This window comes from Citrobacter sp. Igbk 14, from assembly GCF_028069825.1.
Lineage (GTDB): Bacteria > Pseudomonadota > Gammaproteobacteria > Enterobacterales > Enterobacteriaceae > Citrobacter.
Genome location: NZ_JANEWM010000015.1, coordinates 68,328 through 86,143, shown reverse-complemented (window position 1 = coordinate 86,143; position 17,816 = coordinate 68,328). Strand labels below are relative to the sequence as shown.

The following is a 17,816-nucleotide window of genomic DNA, read 5'->3' as shown; positions in this document are numbered from 1 at the left end:
GTGTATTAAATTTAATTGAGTAATTAGCGGTAAATTTTAAAATTGGAATATCCATCACATAACGATGTGGTGCAGCAATTTCATCCATGTTTTTGCCGTTTCCCGCCTGACGCTTCCTGCAAGGGATCCCTTACTTTCATCGACATGGCTTACTCTGTATCTGGCAGGAAAAAATGGTCTCAATTAATCATGAAGCTGCTTTAACACCGCGTACGCAGCGCGATACGCGACGTATGAACTTGTTTGTCTCTATTTCTGCGGCTGTCGCAGGGTTGTTATTTGGTCTCGATATCGGCGTAATTGCCGGCGCGTTGCCTTTTATCACCGATCACTTTGTATTGACCAGCCGTCTGCAGGAGTGGGTGGTGAGCAGTATGATGCTGGGTGCGGCAATTGGTGCGCTGTTTAACGGCTGGTTGTCATTCCGACTGGGGCGCAAATACAGCCTGATGGCCGGGGCGATCCTGTTTGTCGTGGGTTCCCTGGGGTCGGCATTGGCTTCCAGCGTGGAAATGCTCATTGTTGCCCGCGTGGTACTGGGCGTTGCCGTAGGTATCGCCTCCTACACTGCGCCACTCTACTTGTCTGAAATGGCCAGTGAGAATGTGCGTGGCAAGATGATCAGTATGTATCAACTGATGGTTACGTTGGGCATTGTGCTGGCCTTTTTATCCGATACCGCGTTTAGCTACAGCGGTAACTGGCGCGCTATGCTGGGCGTATTGGCGCTCCCGGCAGTATTGCTGATTGTTCTGGTCGTTTTCCTGCCTAACAGCCCGCGCTGGCTGGCAGAGAAAGGTCGCCATATTGAAGCAGAAGAAGTATTACGCATGTTGCGTGATACCTCAGAAAAGGCCCGTGATGAGCTGAACGAAATTCGTGAAAGCCTGAAGCTGAAGCAGGGCGGTTGGGCACTGTTTAAAATTAACCGTAACGTACGGCGCGCGGTTTTCCTCGGCATGTTGTTGCAGGCAATGCAGCAGTTCACCGGGATGAACATCATTATGTACTACGCGCCGCGTATTTTTAAAATGGCCGGTTTTACCACCACTGAACAGCAGATGATTGCGACGTTAGTCGTTGGCTTAACCTTTATGTTCGCGACTTTTATTGCTGTTTTTACAGTAGATAAAGCCGGGCGCAAACCGGCGCTGAAAATTGGTTTCAGCGTGATGGCCATTGGGACCCTGGTCCTCGGCTATTGCCTGATGCAGTTTGATAACGGCACCGCATCCAGTGGGCTTTCCTGGCTGTCAGTCGGCATGACCATGATGTGTATCGCCGGTTATGCAATGAGCGCCGCACCGGTGGTGTGGATCCTGTGTTCTGAGATTCAGCCGCTGAAATGTCGCGATTTTGGCATCACCTGTTCCACCACCACGAACTGGGTGTCGAACATGATTATCGGCGCAACCTTCCTGACGTTGCTCGACAGTATTGGCGCCGCGGGTACGTTCTGGCTTTATACCGCACTGAACGTCGTCTTTATCGGTATTACATTCTGGCTTATTCCTGAAACCAAAAACGTCACGCTGGAACACATCGAGCGCAAGCTGATGGCTGGCGAGAAACTAAGAGATATTGGGGTGTAAATAGTGAGACGCAGTGTCGGATGACGTCTCGTGCAGGCCGGGTAAGCGTAAGCGATACCCGGCATTTTTGTAGAACAAGGTTTGAGAATAGAGAGATTACGCCTGCAGGAAGTCTTCACGCACCGGGGTGAAGGTATCAAGCAATGTCCCCGGCTTTAAACAGACGCAGCCGTGCATGATATTGGGTTGCTTGTACAGGGTGTCTCCTGCACTGACGACATACTTTTCTTCCCCAATCGTAAATTCAAACTCACCCGATAAAACGTACGTGAGTTGTTCATGCGGGTGGTTGTGCATCGGGCCAACTGCGCCCTGCTCGAAATTCACTTCCACTGCCATCATTTTGCCATCGTGAGCCAGAATACGCCGGGTAACGCCGTTACCCAGATCTTCAAGCGTGGTTTCTTTATGAAAAATAAACATTCGGTATTCTCGCAATAAAATGAAACATCATTTCATTAAATTTATATCAGAAAATAAAAAAAGGAAATGTGCGCCGACAGATGTGGAAAGTTGATCACATCTTTGGTTCACTGGGAGGACAACCACGAATAAGGGCAAATGATGAAAACGATCGGTCTGTTAGGCGGAATGAGCTGGGAATCCACTATTCCCTATTATCGTCTGATTAATGAAGGGGTTAAGCAGAGTCTGGGCGGTCTACATTCTGCGAAAATTCTGCTGCACAGCGTCGATTTCCATGAGATTGAAGTTTGTCAGTCGAACGGTGACTGGCAGCGGGCAGGGGAGATTCTGGCGCAGGCTGCGGTGGGGCTACAGCAAGCGGGTGCTGAAGGGATTGTGTTGTGTACCAACACCATGCATAAAGTGGCCGAGGCCATTGAAACGGCCTGTGATGTCCCGTTTTTGCACATTGCTGATGCAACGGGGCGGGCCATACAACAGCAGAAGATGAGTAACGTCGCGCTGTTGGGCACGCGTTACACCATGGAACAGGATTTCTATCGTGGGCGTTTACAGACGGAATTTGGCATTAGCACGCTAATCCCTGACGCTGATGACCGACAGAAAATAAACCAGATTATTTTCGAGGAACTGTGCCTTGGTGAATTTAGCGAAACGTCCCGTGATTACTACCTGAGCGTGATTGAGCGACTGGCTCGTCAGGGTGCACAAGGGGTGATCTTCGGCTGCACCGAAATTGGCCTGCTGGTTCCTACTGAAATGAGCCCGTTGCCGGTCTTCGATACCGCGGCGATCCATGCGCAGGATGCTGTGACGTTTATGCTTTCACCTGAGACTGCAAAATAGCATCCAGTGGATCGGTAAGCCGGTGGAGATGGTCCTGTAGATGTGCCGTAAAAGCATCAACCAGCGCGGATGCCGGACGATGCAGTGGATGAATGAGGCTGACGGTAAAAGGTACCGAAACACTAAAACGCCGGATGGCAATCCCGCTGCCTGCGTAATCCAGTGCGGTCAGCGGGTTCACTACTGAGATCCCCACGCCGGCACGCACCATCGCACAAATTGATGCGGCACTGTGCGTTTCTATTACCATTCGGCGCTTGACCTGATGATCATTAAACAGGGTATCCAGCAACTGGCGATAGCTGTCGGTGCGCGACAGGCTGATATAGTTTTCCCCCTGAAAATCTTGCGGTGTTAATACTGCTTTCCCGGTTAGCGGATGTCCCTGCGGCAGCACGCACACTTCATCCAGCGACAGTAACTCAGTGCGTTTAGTCCCAGCGGGGGTATGCAGGGTCTCAGTTAACCCGAGATCGTGACGTTGTGCTGATAGCCACTCTTCCAGCAGCGGCGACTCCTGCGGCACAATCTGAATGTTAACCTGCGGGTAGCGGGTGAGGAAGGGGTGTAGCAACGGAGGTAAAAAGGACTGTGAGAACACGGGCAGACAGACAATCGACAGCTCACCCTGACGAAATTCACGCAGGCTTTCGGCGGCGCTGACGATCCGATCCAGGCCATACCAGGATCGCTGCACCTCTTCAAACAGGCGTAGACCTTGCACTGTAGGATGCAGCCGACCTCGCGTACGTTCGAACAGTGTTAACCCCAGAACTTTTTCAAATCTTGCCAGCTCGCGACTGACGGTAGGCTGCGACGTATGCAGCATCCGTGCGGCTTCCGTCAGGTTGCCTGCTGTCATAATGGCGTGAAAAATTTCAATGTGGCGTAAGTTAACGGCGGGCATTGTCGATCCTCAAATAAACATCCCATATCATTTTTGCATAGACTCGCGATAAAACGATATTTTTTATTCTCTTCGTGCTGTGGCGTAATCATAAAAAAGCCAATACCGGAGCACACCATGCCACGCCCACTCAACAGCACTGATACTGACCTGACCGCAGATAACCTGCTGCGTCTGCCCGCCGAATTCGGCTGTCCGGTATGGGTTTACGATGCGCAGATTATCCGCGCGCAGATAGCCAAACTGAGTCAATTTGACGTGGTGCGTTTTGCCCAAAAGGCCTGCTCGAATATTCATATTTTGCGTCTGATGCGTGAGCAGGGCGTGAAGGTGGACTCAGTCTCGCTGGGTGAGATTGAACGTGCGCTGGCGGCAGGTTTTGTGCCGGAGAATGATGAAATCGTCTTTACCGCCGATATGATTGACCAGGCGACGCTGGCCCGGGTGCATGAGCTACGTATTCCTGTAAACGCCGGGTCGGTTGATATGCTGGAACAGTTGGGCCTGGTTTCGCCAGGGCATCGTGTATGGCTGCGCGTCAACCCAGGTTTTGGTCACGGGCATAGCCAGAAAACCAATACCGGCGGCGAGAACAGCAAGCACGGTATCTGGTATAGCGACCTTCCGGCAGCACTGGAGGTGATTCAGCGTTATCAGCTGAAACTGGTGGGCATTCACATGCATATAGGTTCCGGTGTGGATTACGGCCATCTGGAGCAAGTGTGTGGCGCGATGGTGCGTCAGGTTGTTGAATTAGGTCAGGATCTGGACGCTATATCTGCGGGCGGAGGTTTGTCGATCCCGTATCGCGAAGGAGAAGAGGCGATCAACACCGATCACTACTTTGGTTTGTGGAGCGCGGCACGCGATCAAATAGCCAAACATCTGGGGCATCCGGTGAAGCTTGAGATCGAGCCAGGACGCTTTCTGGTGGCGGAAGCGGGTGTTCTGGTGGCGCAGGTGCGCAGTGTGAAAGAGATGGGCAGTCGTCACTTCGTGTTGATCGACGCTGGCTTTAACGATCTGATGCGGCCAGCAATGTACGGCAGCTATCACCATATCTCCGCACTGGCCGGGGATGGCCGCTCGCTGGATAATGCGGCGCAGATTGAGACGGTGGTTGCCGGCCCACTGTGCGAATCGGGCGATGTTTTTACCCAACAGGAAGGTGGCAAAGTCGAAACCCGTCTATTACCTGCGGTAGTGCCGGGAGATTACCTGGTATTGCATGATACCGGTGCGTATGGCGCATCGATGTCGTCGAACTACAATAGCCGCCCGCTGCTACCGGAAGTGCTGTTTGATAACGGCGTGGCGCGACTGATTCGTCGTCGCCAGACCATTGAAGAGCTACTGGCGCTGGAGCTTATCTGATTGCATGCCGGATGGCGCTACGCTTATCTGGCCTATGAAATTAACGGTGGGTCTGTAGGCCGGATAAGGCGAAGTCACCATCCGGCCTCTGATTACTTAAAGTACGGTCCAGGCATTACGGAGTCACGCAACACCAGGGTGCCCGTAAACGGTGGAATGGGCTCTACGTCTTCGTCATTAGCCAGACGAATAGCCTGATCGATTGCCGTGGTTATCATGGTATCGATAGGCAGATAGACGGTGGAGAGTCCTGGCTCCAGCCATTTCGCGCTGGGCGCATCATCAAAACCAAACAACGAAACATCCTCGGGGATCTTTAGTCCAGCCTGATGTAATGCTTTCGATGCACCTAACGCCATGTCATCGTTACAGGCGAACAGTGCGCTGAATTTCACCCCTTCATCTAACAGTTCACGACAGGCTTCATAGCCCCTGGTCATCGTTGAATCGCCGTATTTGACCCTGGCGGGTTCCCAGGGAATACCATTTTTTTCCAGCGCCTTACGATATCCCATCAACCGGGATTTACCGGTTGGCGTATGGCCGGGGACGGTGATGCAGGCAATATCACGATGTCCTTGCGAGATGAGGTAATCGACGGCCTGAAACGCCGCGTCTTCCTGTTCAAAGAAAATCGCACGGTCGCGGGCCTGGCTGACGTCGCGGTTAATGACCAGCAATGGCATATCAATGCGGGTCATCAACGACATAATCGCTTTTTCGCTCATGTAGCGGGTGTAGAGAATAATGGCGTCGCACTGTCGGTCGGCCAACATTTGAACAGCTTCCTGCTCACGCTCTGGTGTATCATGGCCGTCGGTGACAATCAGCTGTTTGCCGTGAGATTCCGTCTGGCGCGATGCCTGTTGCAGCAAACGACCAAAGTAGAATCCATCAAATGTAGACACCACCAAACCAATGCTGTTGCTGGTGCGGTTTGCCAGTGAGCGGGCTAAAAAATTAGGCCGATAATCTAACGCCTGCATGGCTTTGAAGACTTTCTGGCGCGTGCTTTCTTTAACCTGCCCCGTACCATTAAGTACGCGTGAAACGGTCGCTTTCGATACGCCAGCATGTCGTGAAACGTCTAACATCGTTGTCATGACGCAATCCTGATTAATCGTTTGACGAAGAATTTCCCGGCTCTGTCAGCGCTGAAACGGAATGCCGACGTACCAGCGTTGGGTTAAAGACGTGAGTGATTTCCGGGACCGGACGTTTTTCGGCCAGCGCCAGCGCCAGCTCGGCGGCCTGGGTTGCCATCGTCACGATAGGGTAGCGTACCGTCGTCAGCCGTGGGCGCACGTAGCGTGAAACCAATACATCATCAAAACCAATCAGCGAGATTTCGCCCGGTACATCAATGCCATTATCGTTTAACACACCCATAGCGCCCGCCGCCATTGAGTCGTTATAGCAGGCGATAGCCGTGAAGTTTTTGCCGCGACCAAGCAGCTCAGTCATTGCCTGCTCGCCGCCGCTCTCATCGGGCTCGCCAAACGTGACCAGTCGATCGTTTACCGGAATATTGCTTTCCGCCAGCGCGTCGTAATAGCCTTGCAAACGATCTTCCGCATCTGAAATGCTGTGGTTGGAACACAGATAACCGATGCGCGTATGGCCCTGCTGAATAAGATGACGGGTTGCCAGCCACGCACCGTAACGATCGTCCAGCGCAACGCAGCGTTGTTCGAATCCCGGTAAGATTCGGTTGATCAGTACCATACCGGGGATCTGTTTCATCAATGATGCCAGTTCGGCATCCGGGATAATTTTAGCGTGGACCACGAGGGCTGCGCAGCGGTGGCGAATAAGTTGCTCAATCGCCTGACGTTCCTTTTGTTCGTTATGGTAGCCATTGCCAATCAGTAAAAAATTACCGGTGTTATAGGCCACCTGCTCGACAGCTTTAACCATTGCCCCAAAGAATGGATCGGACACATCACCTACTACCAGACCGACGGTTTCAGTAGATTGTTGTGCCAGCGCACGCGCGTTGGCGTTGGGGTGGTAGCTGAGTGATTCCATTGCACTCATTACAGCCAGACGCGATGCTTCGCTGGCTTTGGGGGAGTCATTGATCACTCGAGAAACGGTGGCGACTGATACACCAGCTAGTCGGGCTACATCCTTTATGGTCGCCATGATAGTACCTGTTGTGGGTAAACGCTTACATCCCGTCAGTGTTACGGAAAACGGCTGTCTGTTCAAGCAGATTGCCCGTCAGGACGTCGCAAATGTGAGCGGACACGAGCGAAGTAAGACAGAAAATTGAAAATGAAAACCTTTGCTTACACTTTGCGATGTGCTGTTGCGATTGTTCGCTGGTGAGGGGAGAGAGCGGATTGATAAAGTTGAGATCCCAGAGGTATTGATAGGTGAAATCAACTTTCGGGTTGATCACAAGATTTACACCAGCCTGCGCAGATGCGCAGGTTTTTTTTTGCGTTCAGCGTATCTGTAACAGTAACCGATAATTTACACAACTCGTTGCACTTGGGTTCATTCCTTTGCGTTTTCCAACTGGCGGAACGGCGCGGTGACGACCACAATCAAGATCCCAGAGGTATTGATTGGTGAGATTATTCGGTACGCACTTCGTACCTGTCTCTTGCACCGACCTGCGCGGATGCGCAGGTTTTTTTTCGGACTCTATTTACCCGTTACCTGTCGCGCCCATTCCCCAACTCGTATACTCTCCCATCATTGATGTTTATATAATTAATGGCACAGGGAGTTGAGATGCTATTTGGCTTTTTTCGTAAGCTGTTTCGCGTACTTTTTCGTGTTCGCGTCACGGGCGATATCAGCGTGCTACGGGGAGAACGTGTCTTAATCACGCCTAACCATGTCTCATTTATCGATGGTATCCTGCTGGCGCTCTTTTTACCGATTCGCCCTGTGTTTGCCGTTTATACTTCTATTAGTCAGCAATGGTATATGCGCTGGCTCACTCCACTGATTGATTTCGTACCGTTAGACCCAACCAAACCGATGTCGATTAAACATCTGGTACGCCTGGTTGAACAGGGCCGTCCGGTGGTTATCTTCCCGGAAGGGCGTATTTCGACCAGCGGTTCACTGATGAAAATCTACGACGGTGCTGGGTTTGTTGCCGCAAAATCAAAGGCGACGGTGGTGCCTGTGCGTATTGAAGGCGCGGAACTGACCCATTTCAGCCGTCTGAAAGGTCTGGTTAAACAGCGATTCTTCCCGCAAATCAGCATCCATATCCTACCGCCAACGTCATTGCCGATGCCGGAAGCGCCGCGCGCGCGCGATCGTCGCAAAATGGCCGGTGAAATGCTGCAACAGATTATGATGGAAGCGCGTATGGCCGTCCGCCCGCGTGAAACGTTATACGAGTCTCTGCTGGCGGCAAAATACCGGTTTGGCGCAGGCAAAAACTGCATTGAAGATATTAATTTCACGCCGGACAGCTATCGCAAACTGCTGACGAAAACGCTGTTTGTCGCACGTATTCTGGAAAAATACAGCGCCGAGGGGGAAAGAATTGGCCTGATGCTGCCAAATGCGGGTATCAGCGCGGCGGTTATTTTTGGTGCTATTGCGCGTCGACGTATCCCGGCCATGATGAACTACACCGCGGGTGTGAAGGGGTTAACCAGCGCCATTACCGCGTCAGAAATCAAAACCATTTTTACCTCCCGGCAGTTTCTCGATAAAGGCAAGCTCTGGCATTTGCCGGAACAACTTACTCAGGTGCGTTGGGTGTACCTGGAAGACCTGAAGGCCGATGTGACCTTTGGCGATAAGCTGTGGATTTTTTCACATCTGCTGGCTCCGCACCTGGCACAGGTGAAACAGCAGCCGGAAGAGGCCGCGGTGATCCTCTTTACCTCGGGATCAGAAGGCCACCCGAAAGGTGTCGTACACAGCCATAAGAGCCTTCTGGCGAACGTCGAACAGATTAAGACGATTGCCGATTTCACCGCCGACGATCGCTTTATGTCAGCATTGCCGCTATTTCACTCCTTTGGCCTGACGGTAGGGTTATTTACGCCGTTGCTGACCGGTGCTGAAGTGTTTTTGTACCCCAGTCCGCTGCATTACCGCATCGTTCCTGAGCTGGTATATGACCGTAACTGCACCGTGTTGTTTGGTACCTCAACGTTCCTCGGCAATTATGCGCGGTTTGCTCATCCCTATGATTTCCACCGTCTGCGCTATGTTGTTGCCGGAGCCGAAAAGCTGCAAGACAGCACGAAACAGTTGTGGCAGGAGAAATTCGGTCTCCGCGTTCTTGAAGGCTATGGGGTGACGGAGTGCGCGCCTGTGGTGTCGATTAACGTACCAATGGCTGCGAAATCGGGAACGGTAGGGCGCATTCTGCCTGGTATGGATGCCCGACTGTTGGCGGTTCCTGGTATTGAAGATGGCGGGCGTTTACAGCTGAAAGGCCCTAATATTATGAGCGGCTATCTGCGCGTCGAAAAGCCGGGTGTACTGGAAGTCCCAACCGCAGAAAATGCCCAGGGCCAGATAGAGCACGGCTGGTACGATACCGGTGATGTCGTGCGCTTTGATGAAAATGGCTTTGTACAGATTCAGGGGCGCGCCAAGCGCTTTGCCAAAATCGCCGGTGAGATGGTGTCACTGGAAATGGTTGAACAACTGGCGCTGGCGGTATCTGCTGACAAAATGCATGCCACAGCTATCAAGAGCGATGCCAGTAAAGGGGAAGCGCTGGTGCTGTTTACTACAGACGGCGAGCTGACCCGTGAAAAATTACTCCAGTATGCGCGCATCCACGGCATTCCAGAGCTTGCCGTACCGCGTGATATCCGCCACCTGAAACAACTCCCTCTGCTCGGCAGCGGTAAGCCAGATTTTGTCACGCTGAAAAGCTGGGTTGATGAACCGGAAAAACAACATGCGTGAGTCAGTACACACTAGCACTTCAATCTGGTCCAAAGGGATGATGTCCGTTATCGCCGCGCAGTTTTTGTCAGCGTTTGGCGATAACGCGTTGTTGTTTGCTACCCTGGCTTTGCTCAAGGCGCAGTTCTACCCGGACTGGAGCCAGCCAATTCTGCAAATGGTGTTTGTGGGTGCTTACATTCTGTTTGCTCCTTTTGTCGGGCAGGTCGCGGATAGCTTTGCGAAAGGCAGAGTGATGATGTTCGCCAACGGTCTCAAGCTGCTGGGGGCGGCGAGTATCTGTTTCGGCTTTAACCCGTTTCTGGGGTATACGCTGGTGGGTATTGGCGCAGCGGCGTATTCTCCGGCCAAGTATGGCATCCTGGGTGAGCTGACGACCGGCGACAAGCTGGTGAAAGCCAACGGTCTGATGGAAGCTTCCACCATTGCCGCTATCTTGCTGGGTTCTGTTGCTGGCGGTGTGCTGGCCGATTGGCATGTCATTGCTGCGCTTTCCGCCTGCGCCCTGGCTTATGCTGGTGCTGTGGTGGCTAACCTGTTTATCCCGAAACTGGCCGCGGCTCGCCCCGGTCAGTCGTGGCATTTGGGGAAAATGACGCGCAGTTTCTTCTGTGCCGCCTCTTCGCTGTGGCGTAACGGCGAAACACGTTTCTCGTTGGTCGGAACCAGCCTGTTTTGGGGCGCGGGCGTCACACTGCGTTTTCTTCTGGTGTTGTGGGTGCCGGTGGCGTTGGGCATTACCGATAACGCCACACCGACCTATCTTAACGCTATGGTGGCTATCGGGATTGTTGTGGGTGCCGGTGCGGCAGCAAAACTGGTGACGCTGGAAACGGTGTCGCGTTGCATGCCTGCGGGGATCCTGATCGGCGTGGTAGTCCTGGTTTTCTCGCTCCAGCATGCGCTGTTGCCAGCTTATGCCTTACTGATGCTTATCGGCGTGTTGGGCGGTTTTTTTGTGGTGCCGTTGAATGCGTTGCTGCAGGAACGGGGCAAGAAAAGCGTCGGTGCGGGTAATGCGATAGCGGTGCAAAACCTCGGTGAAAACAGCGCGATGTTGCTGATGCTCGGTATCTACTCACTGGCGGTGTTGGTGGGTATTCCTGCGGTAGCCATTGGCGTTGGATTTGGTGCGCTGTTTGCCCTGGCGATTACGGCGCTGTGGATTTGGCAGCGCCGCCATTAGTCTGTTGTATGCTGTTGCCGGATGGCGGCGTTGCCTTATCCGGCCTACAGGACGCTCACTTTGTAGGCCTGATAAGCGTAGCGCCATCAGGCGCTAACTGTTACGGTGCAGGATAGGTATACACCTGATGCACCGCTTCAATCTCCGCCAGTACTTCTTCACTCAACTCCAGATGCAGGCTTTCAACGTTGGTTTTTAGCTGCTCCATCGTCGTTGCGCCCAGCAGTGTGCTGGCGACAAACGGCTGACGACGAACAAAGGCCAGCGCCATCTGCGCGGGATCAAGGTTATGGCGTTTGGCGATATCCACATAGGCAGCTACCGCTTTTTGCGTTTGCTCGCTGCTGTAGCGCGTAAAACGGCTAAACAGCGTATTGCGCGCGCCAGCAGGTTTCGCACCGTTCAGGTATTTACCGGTTAAGGTGCCAAAACCAAGGCACGAGTAGGCCAGTAGCTCAACGCCTTCATACTGGCTCACTTCGGCCAGTCCAACTTCAAAGCTGCGGTTTAGCAAGCTGTACGGGTTCTGGATAGTGGCGATACGCGGCAGGTCATGTTTGTCTGCCAGATGTAGGTAACGCATTACGCCAAACGCCGTTTCGTTGGAAACACCGATGTAACGAATCTTACCTGCACGCTGAAACTCTGCCAGCGCGTCCAGCGTATCCAGCAGGGAAACGACCGGCGCGGAGTCCGTCCAGCTATATCCCAACTTACCAAAGCAGTTTGTCGGACGCTGTGGCCAGTGGACCTGATAGAGATCGAGATAATCGGTCTGCAGTCTTTTCAGACTGTCGTGTAGTGCCTCACGGATGTTTTTACGGTCCAGCGCCTGATTCGGTCGAATACCGCTGTCATTGTTACGTGCCGGGCCGCTGACTTTAGAGGCAACGATCAGTTTTTCGCGGCTGCCGTGTTTGGCAAGCCAGTTGCCCACGTAAGTTTCGGTGAGTCCCTGGGTTTCAGGGCGAGGCGGTACCGGATACATCTCGGCAACGTCGATTAAATTTATGCCTTGTGCAACGGCATAGTCGAGCTGTGCATGTGCGTCGGCTTCGCTGTTTTGTTCACCAAACGTCATTGTGCCCAGCCCCAGTGTACTGACTTCCAGCGAGCTGTGGGGTATACGGTGATATTGCATAGCCGTTTCCTTTTTATAATCACGACATAAGGATTATAAAAATGGCTGAGGGAAGGGAAAAAGGGAAGCAAAATTGTTAAGGCCAGCAGCGTGGCTGACCTTAACCATCAACGCTCAATGATTTGAGAGACTTCGTCGCGGTTAATTTGCATCGCATTGCCTTGCTGATCGTGGTAACTCACCAGACCGGTATCATCGTCAATTTCTGGTTTACCATCGGTCAGGATCATTCGACCATCTTTTGTTGCCATCACATAATCACTGCTGCATCCGGAAACGGCAAAAGCCAGCCCGACGGCGGAAATTAAAACTGCCCATTTTTTCATCTGCTTATCCTCACATGGCCTGCGTCTGACACTAGTTTAGTAATAACGCGAAGTTGTGCAGGGCGAAAGCAGTAAAATCTTAATCTGTGAGAGGGGGAAGGTGCGCAGGGAGTATTCGCTCCCCATACGGGGAGCGATAGTATCTGTCAGAGCGGATTTTTTTTATTGCGCCACAGGTTCAGAGTCTCTACAGCGATAGAGAAGAACATAGCGAAGTAAATGTATCCTTTCGGCACATGGACATCGAAGCTTTCCAGGATTAGCGTGAAGCCAACCAGTATCAGGAAAGAGAGTGCCAGCATTTTTACCGAAGGGTGACGATCAACAAACTCACCGATTGGGCGGGCTGCAAACATCATTACACCCACGGCAATCACGACGGCTGCCATCATAATAAACAGATGATCGGACAAGCCTACTGCGGTGATTACTGAGTCCAGACTGAAGATAATATCCAACAACATGATCTGCACAATCGCGCCGAGGAAAGAAGAGACGCGGGTTTTCAGCCCTTCCTCTTCGCCCTCAATGGACTCGTGGATCTCTTTACTCGCTTTCCAGATCAGGAACAATCCGCCGAGCAGAAGGATCAAATCGCGCGCTGAAATCGCCTCGCCAAACAGCTCGAATAACGGGTTAGTAAGCCGCGTTACCCATGCGATGGATGCCAGCAGCGCCAGACGCATCACCATCGCCGCCGCCAGCCCGATTCGTCGGGCATGATTGCGTTGTGCTGTTGGGAGTTTTGCTACAACCAGAGAAAGGAAAATAATATTGTCGATCCCGAGAACGATCTCCAGCAGCGTCAGCGTACCGAGCGCCAGCCAGGCGTTAGGATCGGTTATCCATGCAAATAACATCGAACAAAGTCCTGCCAAAAAAAAGAAGCGGTAATTATAGGCGCGTAACGCGACGGGCGAAAGGTCAGGGTGTGTTATTGAGCCTGGAATAGAAAATGCCGTTCCAGCAGTGCGCGCGTAAAGTTCTTCTTCAGGTAAAATCCGCGTGGCAGAGTCAGGATCGGTTCACCATGGGCACCGATAGCCTCGGTAAGCGCCCGGGCGTTGGCGGCTTTTGGGCGTAGTTGTAAAACTTCACCATGACGGGCGGTGATACGTTCGACGTGCCCTAACACAATCATGTCCATTAACTCTTCCCAGTCCAGACGTAACTGTCGATCTTCCTCTTCATTCGGACTCCACAACAGCGGGGAGCCAACGCGACGTTCAGCCACAGGGATGCTGCGTTCACCTTCTACGGGTATCCACAATACGCGTTTAAGCTTGTGTCGAACATGGCTGGTTTCCCAGGTCACGCCGGTATTGCCGGTTAACGGAGCCACGCAGACAAAGGTCGTTTCCAACGGTCTGCCAAGGCTATCCACAGGGATCGTTTTTAACTCCACGCCCAGCGCGGCAAAATCCTGCTCCGGTTTACTGCCCGCACTGGCCCCAAGCCAGATTTCCAGCAGCACGCCAATCCAGCCTTTGTCCCGCTTCAGATCCTTTGGCGCGACGAGTCCAGCCATCGCCGCCAGTTCTCCCAGCGTGTAGCCCGAAAGTTGCCGTGCCTGGTGCAGCAACTGGGCTTCGGATTCAGGAGGCGAAAGCAATGGATGGAGTTCTGGCATCAGGTTTACCCTTGGGTTAAAAAATGAGCAATGATTTTATACCGTGTGGACAGAGTTTATCTTTTTCCACATGCTTTATCCAATTGCATGATTTATAGTGGTTTTTATATTTTTATGTAAAGTGTTGCGCAACAGAAAACTGGGTTTTCCAATTCTGGTCACTGACAATGAACAGGATCTTACACCATGTTATCCACAGAAAGATGGGATAACTGTGAAAAACCCCCACTACTGTTTCAATTTACAGCCTTGACGTGCGACGAAAATCGAATTTTCACACAAATTGTGCCTAACTTATTGGCATAATCTGTGGATAAAACCAACGCTGGTCGATCTTTCATCAGGTCGGAGATCGTATGCGTGATGCACATCACATTTCTGCATGTTTAGCTACAGTTGTTGCTTTTAACTTAATGAATATATAAGACTATTTTTGTTATGTGACGGATGTCTTATTCAGACTGTTCCGGGTTTTCCCATAGTAATTCCGTACTTCTTCACAACTATATCCACAGAAAAGGTGAATAAAATCGCCTATGTAGCGTATCTTCTGTTTATAACTTGGCCCTTTGCTGTGAGTTATTCAATTGTTATTAGAATATCGCGCCCTTAACAGAGTGGTTTACCGCCCCTCTGGAGTGTGAAACAATCGTTTGTATATAAGGTTTATGTTGAGGTAGTCCGGTGATTGATGACGATGGCTACCGCCCGAATGTAGGGATAGTAATTTGTAACCGCCAGGGGCAGGTCATGTGGGCCCGGCGATTTGGTCAGCACTCCTGGCAATTCCCGCAAGGCGGGATAAATGCAGGAGAGACAGCAGAGCAGGCGATGTACCGGGAACTCTTTGAAGAAGTAGGTCTGAGTCGTAAAGATGTACGGATCCTTGCTTCTACTCGTAACTGGTTGCGTTACAAGTTACCGAAACGTTTGGTGCGTTGGGACACAAAGCCGGTTTGTATCGGCCAGAAACAAAAATGGTTTCTTCTGCAGTTGGTCAGCAGCGATGCTGAAATCAATATGCAAACCAGCAGTACACCTGAGTTCGACGGCTGGCGCTGGGTGAGTTACTGGTATCCGGTTCGACAGGTGGTGTCATTTAAACGCGATGTCTATCGCAGGGTGATGAAAGAATTCGCAAGTGTTGTGATGGCGCTTCAGGAGAGCACTCCTAAGCCGCAAAGCGCACCTGCGTACAGACGTAAAAGAGGTTAAGCTACGCAAATTATGCTCACCCGCCTGCGCGAAATAGTCGAAAAGGTGGCCAGTGCCCCACGTCTCAATGAGGCGTTGAATATTCTGGTTACTGACATCTGTCTTGCGATGGATACAGAGGTCTGCTCGGTCTACCTGGCCGATCACGACCGACGCTGTTATTACCTGATGGCGACCCGAGGACTTAAAAAACCACGCGGTCGCACTGTTGCACTGGCGTTTGATGAAGGGATCGTTGGCCTGGTTGGCAGGCTGGCGGAACCTATCAACCTCGCCGATGCGCAAAAACACCCCAGCTTTAAATATATTCCTTCGGTGAAAGAGGAACGTTTTCGTGCGTTCTTAGGCGTACCGATCATCCAGCGGCGCCAGTTATTAGGCGTCCTGGTGGTACAGCAACGTGAGTTGCGCCAGTACGACGAAAGCGAAGAATCTTTTCTGGTTACGCTTGCCACACAGATGGCCGCTATTCTGTCTCAGTCGCAGTTAACCGCGCTATTTGGGCAATACCGGCAAACGCGTATCCGCGCGTTGCCTGCCGCACCCGGTGTGGCGATCGCTGAAGGCTGGCAGGATGCCACGCTGCCGCTGATGGAGCAGGTGTATCAGGCTTCAACGTTGGATCCGGTGCTTGAGCGTGAACGTCTGACTGGCGCACTGGAAGAAGCCGCGAATGAATTTCGCCGCTACAGTAAGCGTTTTGCTGCCGGGGCACAGAAAGAGACAGCGGCAATTTTTGATCTCTATTCGCACCTGCTCTCCGATACCCGTCTGCGCCGCGAGTTGTTTGCAGAAGTGGATAACGGCTCGGTGGCCGAGTGGGCGGTTAAGACGATCATTGAGAAGTTTGCCGAACAGTTTGCCGCGCTAAGCGATAACTATCTTAAAGAACGCGCCGGGGATTTGCGCGCCTTGGGGCAGCGTCTGCTGTTCCATCTTGATGACTCTGTTCAGGGACCGAATGCCTGGCCGGAACGTTTCGTGCTGGTGGCGGATGAGCTGTCTGCCACTACGCTGGCGGAACTTCCCCAGGACCGGTTGGTAGGGGTTGTCGTCAGGGATGGTGCCGCCAACTCTCACGCGGCGATTATGGTTCGTGCGCTGGGGATCCCGACCGTAATGGGGGCTGATATCCAGCCGTCTGTGTTGCACCGCCGCACGTTGGTGGTGGACGGTTATCGTGGCGAACTGTTGGTTGATCCGGAGCCGGTATTAATCCAGGAATATCAGCGTCTCATTAGTGAAGAGATCGAACTGAGCCGCCTGGCGGAAGATGATGTTAATCAACCGGCGCAGTTGAAAAGCGGCGAGCGCGTGAAGGTGATGCTCAACGCGGGGCTAAGCCCGGAACATGAAGAGAAGTTAGGTAGCCGAATTGACGGTATCGGGCTGTATCGTACTGAAATCCCGTTCATGCTGCAAAGCGGCTTTCCATCTGAAGAAGAGCAAGTTGCGCAGTATCAGGGCATGCTGCAGATGTTTAACGATAAGCCCGTAACTCTGCGTACGCTGGATGTCGGGGCCGATAAACAACTGCCGTACATGCCCATCAGCGAAGAGAATCCATGCCTTGGCTGGCGGGGTATCCGCATAACGCTCGATCAACCGGAGATCTTTTTGATCCAGGTTCGCGCCATGCTGCGTGCGAATGCGGCAACCGGAAACCTGAGCATTTTACTGCCGATGGTGACCAGTATTGATGAAGTGGATGAAGCGCGACGCCTGATAGAACGTGCCGGACGCGAAGTGGAAGAGATGATCGGCTACGAGATCCCAAAACCACGCATTGGCATCATGCTGGAAGTCCCGTCGATGGTGTTTATGTTGCCGCATTTGGCAAACAGGATCGATTTTATCTCGGTCGGGACCAACGACCTGACCCAGTATATTTTGGCTGTCGATCGGAACAACACGCGCGTTGCCAGCATTTATGACAGCCTGCATCCGGGGATGTTACGTGCGCTGGCGATGATTGCGCAGGAAGCGGAGAAAAGCGGCATCGATTTGCGATTGTGTGGTGAAATGGCGGGCGACCCGATGTGTGTCACCATCCTTATTGGGCTTGGTTTCCGTCATTTATCGATGAACGGGCGTTCTGTAGCACGTGTGAAATACCTGCTGCGCCATATCGATTTTGACGAAGCGCAAACGCTGGCGCAGCGCAGCCTGGAAGCGCAACTGGCGACGGAAGTACGCCATCAGGTGGCGGCCTTTATGGAGCGCCGTGGCATGGGGGGATTGATTCGCGGAGGATTGTAGGCCTGATAAGCG

General features: G+C 52.4%; 15 protein-coding genes. 7 read left to right on the top strand and 8 right to left on the bottom strand.

Annotated features, from left to right (window positions below):
* Window positions 1-173: 173 nt before the first annotated feature.
* Window positions 174-1,592 carry an arabinose-proton symporter AraE gene (araE, locus tag NNN64_RS08335; RefSeq protein WP_202037846.1) on the top strand — a complete coding sequence of 473 codons (1,419 nt, stop codon included), beginning with the start codon at window positions 174-176 and terminating at the stop codon, window positions 1,590-1,592.
* A gap of 96 nt (window positions 1,593-1,688) precedes the next feature.
* Here the strand turns inward: araE and NNN64_RS08330 are convergent, their stop codons facing one another.
* Complete coding sequence (locus NNN64_RS08330) at window positions 1,689-2,015, bottom strand: cupin domain-containing protein (protein WP_271441076.1); 327 nt, start codon at window positions 2,013-2,015, stop codon at window positions 1,689-1,691.
* Window positions 2,016-2,156: 141 nt separating this feature from the next.
* Between NNN64_RS08330 and NNN64_RS08325 the strand changes: the two genes are divergently transcribed.
* A complete protein-coding gene (locus NNN64_RS08325; protein WP_271441078.1) occupies window positions 2,157-2,864 on the top strand; it encodes an aspartate/glutamate racemase in 708 nt (235 codons plus the stop codon).
* On the opposite strand, the gene NNN64_RS08320 is transcribed toward NNN64_RS08325, so the two are convergent.
* Entirely contained in the window at window positions 2,836-3,771 is a 936-nt protein-coding gene (locus NNN64_RS08320) for a LysR family transcriptional regulator (RefSeq protein WP_271441075.1), read from the bottom strand. The genes NNN64_RS08325 and NNN64_RS08320 overlap by 29 nt on opposite strands.
* 117 nt (window positions 3,772-3,888) lie before the next feature.
* Here NNN64_RS08320 and lysA point away from each other — a divergent pair, with 117 nt between their 5' ends.
* Window positions 3,889-5,145 carry a diaminopimelate decarboxylase gene (lysA, locus tag NNN64_RS08315; protein ID WP_271441074.1) on the top strand — a complete coding sequence of 419 codons (1,257 nt, stop codon included), beginning with the start codon at window positions 3,889-3,891 and terminating at the stop codon, window positions 5,143-5,145.
* Between the two features lie 92 nt (window positions 5,146-5,237).
* On the opposite strand, the gene NNN64_RS08310 is transcribed toward lysA, so the two are convergent.
* Both NNN64_RS08310 and galR read right to left on the bottom strand, forming a co-directional pair.
* Entirely contained in the window at window positions 5,238-6,239 is a 1,002-nt protein-coding gene (locus NNN64_RS08310) for a LacI family DNA-binding transcriptional regulator (protein WP_271441077.1), read from the bottom strand.
* A 22-nt stretch (window positions 6,240-6,261) separates the two neighbouring features.
* Window positions 6,262-7,290: an HTH-type transcriptional regulator GalR gene (gene galR, locus NNN64_RS08305; RefSeq protein ID WP_202037850.1), complete on the bottom strand. Its 1,029-nt coding sequence runs from the start codon at window positions 7,288-7,290 to the stop codon at window positions 6,262-6,264.
* A 597-nt stretch (window positions 7,291-7,887) separates the two neighbouring features.
* Between galR and aas the strand changes: the two genes are divergently transcribed.
* Window positions 7,888-10,047 (top strand): bifunctional acyl-ACP--phospholipid O-acyltransferase/long-chain-fatty-acid--ACP ligase, encoded by a 2,160-nt coding sequence (aas, locus tag NNN64_RS08300; protein WP_271441073.1) that lies wholly within the window; start codon window positions 7,888-7,890, stop codon window positions 10,045-10,047.
* A complete protein-coding gene (lplT, locus tag NNN64_RS08295; protein ID WP_271441072.1) occupies window positions 10,040-11,233 on the top strand; it encodes a lysophospholipid transporter LplT in 1,194 nt (397 codons plus the stop codon). Before aas ends, lplT begins: the two co-directional genes overlap by 8 nt.
* Window positions 11,234-11,333: 100 nt before the next feature.
* Here the strand turns inward: lplT and NNN64_RS08290 are convergent, their stop codons facing one another.
* The 4 genes from NNN64_RS08290 to mutH form a co-directional block, all read right to left on the bottom strand.
* Window positions 11,334-12,374: an NADP(H)-dependent aldo-keto reductase gene (locus NNN64_RS08290; RefSeq protein WP_271441071.1), complete on the bottom strand. Its 1,041-nt coding sequence runs from the start codon at window positions 12,372-12,374 to the stop codon at window positions 11,334-11,336.
* Window positions 12,375-12,481: 107 nt separating this feature from the next.
* Window positions 12,482-12,700 (bottom strand): lipoprotein YgdR, encoded by a 219-nt coding sequence (ygdR, locus tag NNN64_RS08285; protein WP_005123410.1) that lies wholly within the window; start codon window positions 12,698-12,700, stop codon window positions 12,482-12,484.
* Window positions 12,701-12,846: 146 nt separating this feature from the next.
* Window positions 12,847-13,560, bottom strand: a complete 714-nt coding sequence (locus NNN64_RS08280) for a TerC family protein (RefSeq protein WP_040232169.1) — start codon at window positions 13,558-13,560, stop codon at window positions 12,847-12,849.
* 74 nt (window positions 13,561-13,634) lie between these two features.
* Window positions 13,635-14,330, bottom strand: coding sequence for a DNA mismatch repair endonuclease MutH (mutH, locus tag NNN64_RS08275; RefSeq protein ID WP_137382693.1), 696 nt, complete (start codon window positions 14,328-14,330; stop codon window positions 13,635-13,637).
* A gap of 684 nt (window positions 14,331-15,014) precedes the next feature.
* Between mutH and rppH the strand changes: the two genes are divergently transcribed.
* Both rppH and ptsP read left to right on the top strand, forming a co-directional pair.
* Window positions 15,015-15,545: an RNA pyrophosphohydrolase gene (rppH, locus tag NNN64_RS08270; RefSeq protein WP_003825602.1), complete on the top strand. Its 531-nt coding sequence runs from the start codon at window positions 15,015-15,017 to the stop codon at window positions 15,543-15,545.
* A gap of 12 nt (window positions 15,546-15,557) precedes the next feature.
* Window positions 15,558-17,804 carry a phosphoenolpyruvate--protein phosphotransferase gene (gene ptsP / locus NNN64_RS08265; protein ID WP_115642935.1) on the top strand — a complete coding sequence of 749 codons (2,247 nt, stop codon included), beginning with the start codon at window positions 15,558-15,560 and terminating at the stop codon, window positions 17,802-17,804.
* The last annotated feature ends 12 nt before the right edge of the window (window positions 17,805-17,816 follow it).

Excerpts from the sequence above, each read along its gene's own strand:
- araE (WP_202037846.1), top strand. The coding sequence starts at position 174 with ATGGTCTCAATTAATCATGAAGCTGCTTTAACACCGCGTACGCAGCGC.
- NNN64_RS08330 (WP_271441076.1), bottom strand. The coding sequence starts at position 2,015 with ATGTTTATTTTTCATAAAGAAACCACGCTTGAAGATCTGGGTAACGGC.
- NNN64_RS08325 (WP_271441078.1), top strand. The coding sequence starts at position 2,157 with ATGAAAACGATCGGTCTGTTAGGCGGAATGAGCTGGGAATCCACTATT.
- NNN64_RS08320 (WP_271441075.1), bottom strand. The coding sequence starts at position 3,771 with ATGCCCGCCGTTAACTTACGCCACATTGAAATTTTTCACGCCATTATG.
- lysA (WP_271441074.1), top strand. The coding sequence starts at position 3,889 with ATGCCACGCCCACTCAACAGCACTGATACTGACCTGACCGCAGATAAC.
- NNN64_RS08310 (WP_271441077.1), bottom strand. The coding sequence starts at position 6,239 with ATGTTAGACGTTTCACGACATGCTGGCGTATCGAAAGCGACCGTTTCA.
- galR (WP_202037850.1), bottom strand. The coding sequence starts at position 7,290 with ATGGCGACCATAAAGGATGTAGCCCGACTAGCTGGTGTATCAGTCGCC.
- aas (WP_271441073.1), top strand. The coding sequence starts at position 7,888 with ATGCTATTTGGCTTTTTTCGTAAGCTGTTTCGCGTACTTTTTCGTGTT.
- lplT (WP_271441072.1), top strand. The coding sequence starts at position 10,040 with ATGCGTGAGTCAGTACACACTAGCACTTCAATCTGGTCCAAAGGGATG.
- NNN64_RS08290 (WP_271441071.1), bottom strand. The coding sequence starts at position 12,374 with ATGCAATATCACCGTATACCCCACAGCTCGCTGGAAGTCAGTACACTG.
- ygdR (WP_005123410.1), bottom strand. The coding sequence starts at position 12,700 with ATGAAAAAATGGGCAGTTTTAATTTCCGCCGTCGGGCTGGCTTTTGCC.
- NNN64_RS08280 (WP_040232169.1), bottom strand. The coding sequence starts at position 13,560 with ATGTTATTTGCATGGATAACCGATCCTAACGCCTGGCTGGCGCTCGGT.
- mutH (WP_137382693.1), bottom strand. The coding sequence starts at position 14,330 with ATGCCAGAACTCCATCCATTGCTTTCGCCTCCTGAATCCGAAGCCCAG.
- ptsP (WP_115642935.1), top strand. The coding sequence starts at position 15,558 with ATGCTCACCCGCCTGCGCGAAATAGTCGAAAAGGTGGCCAGTGCCCCA.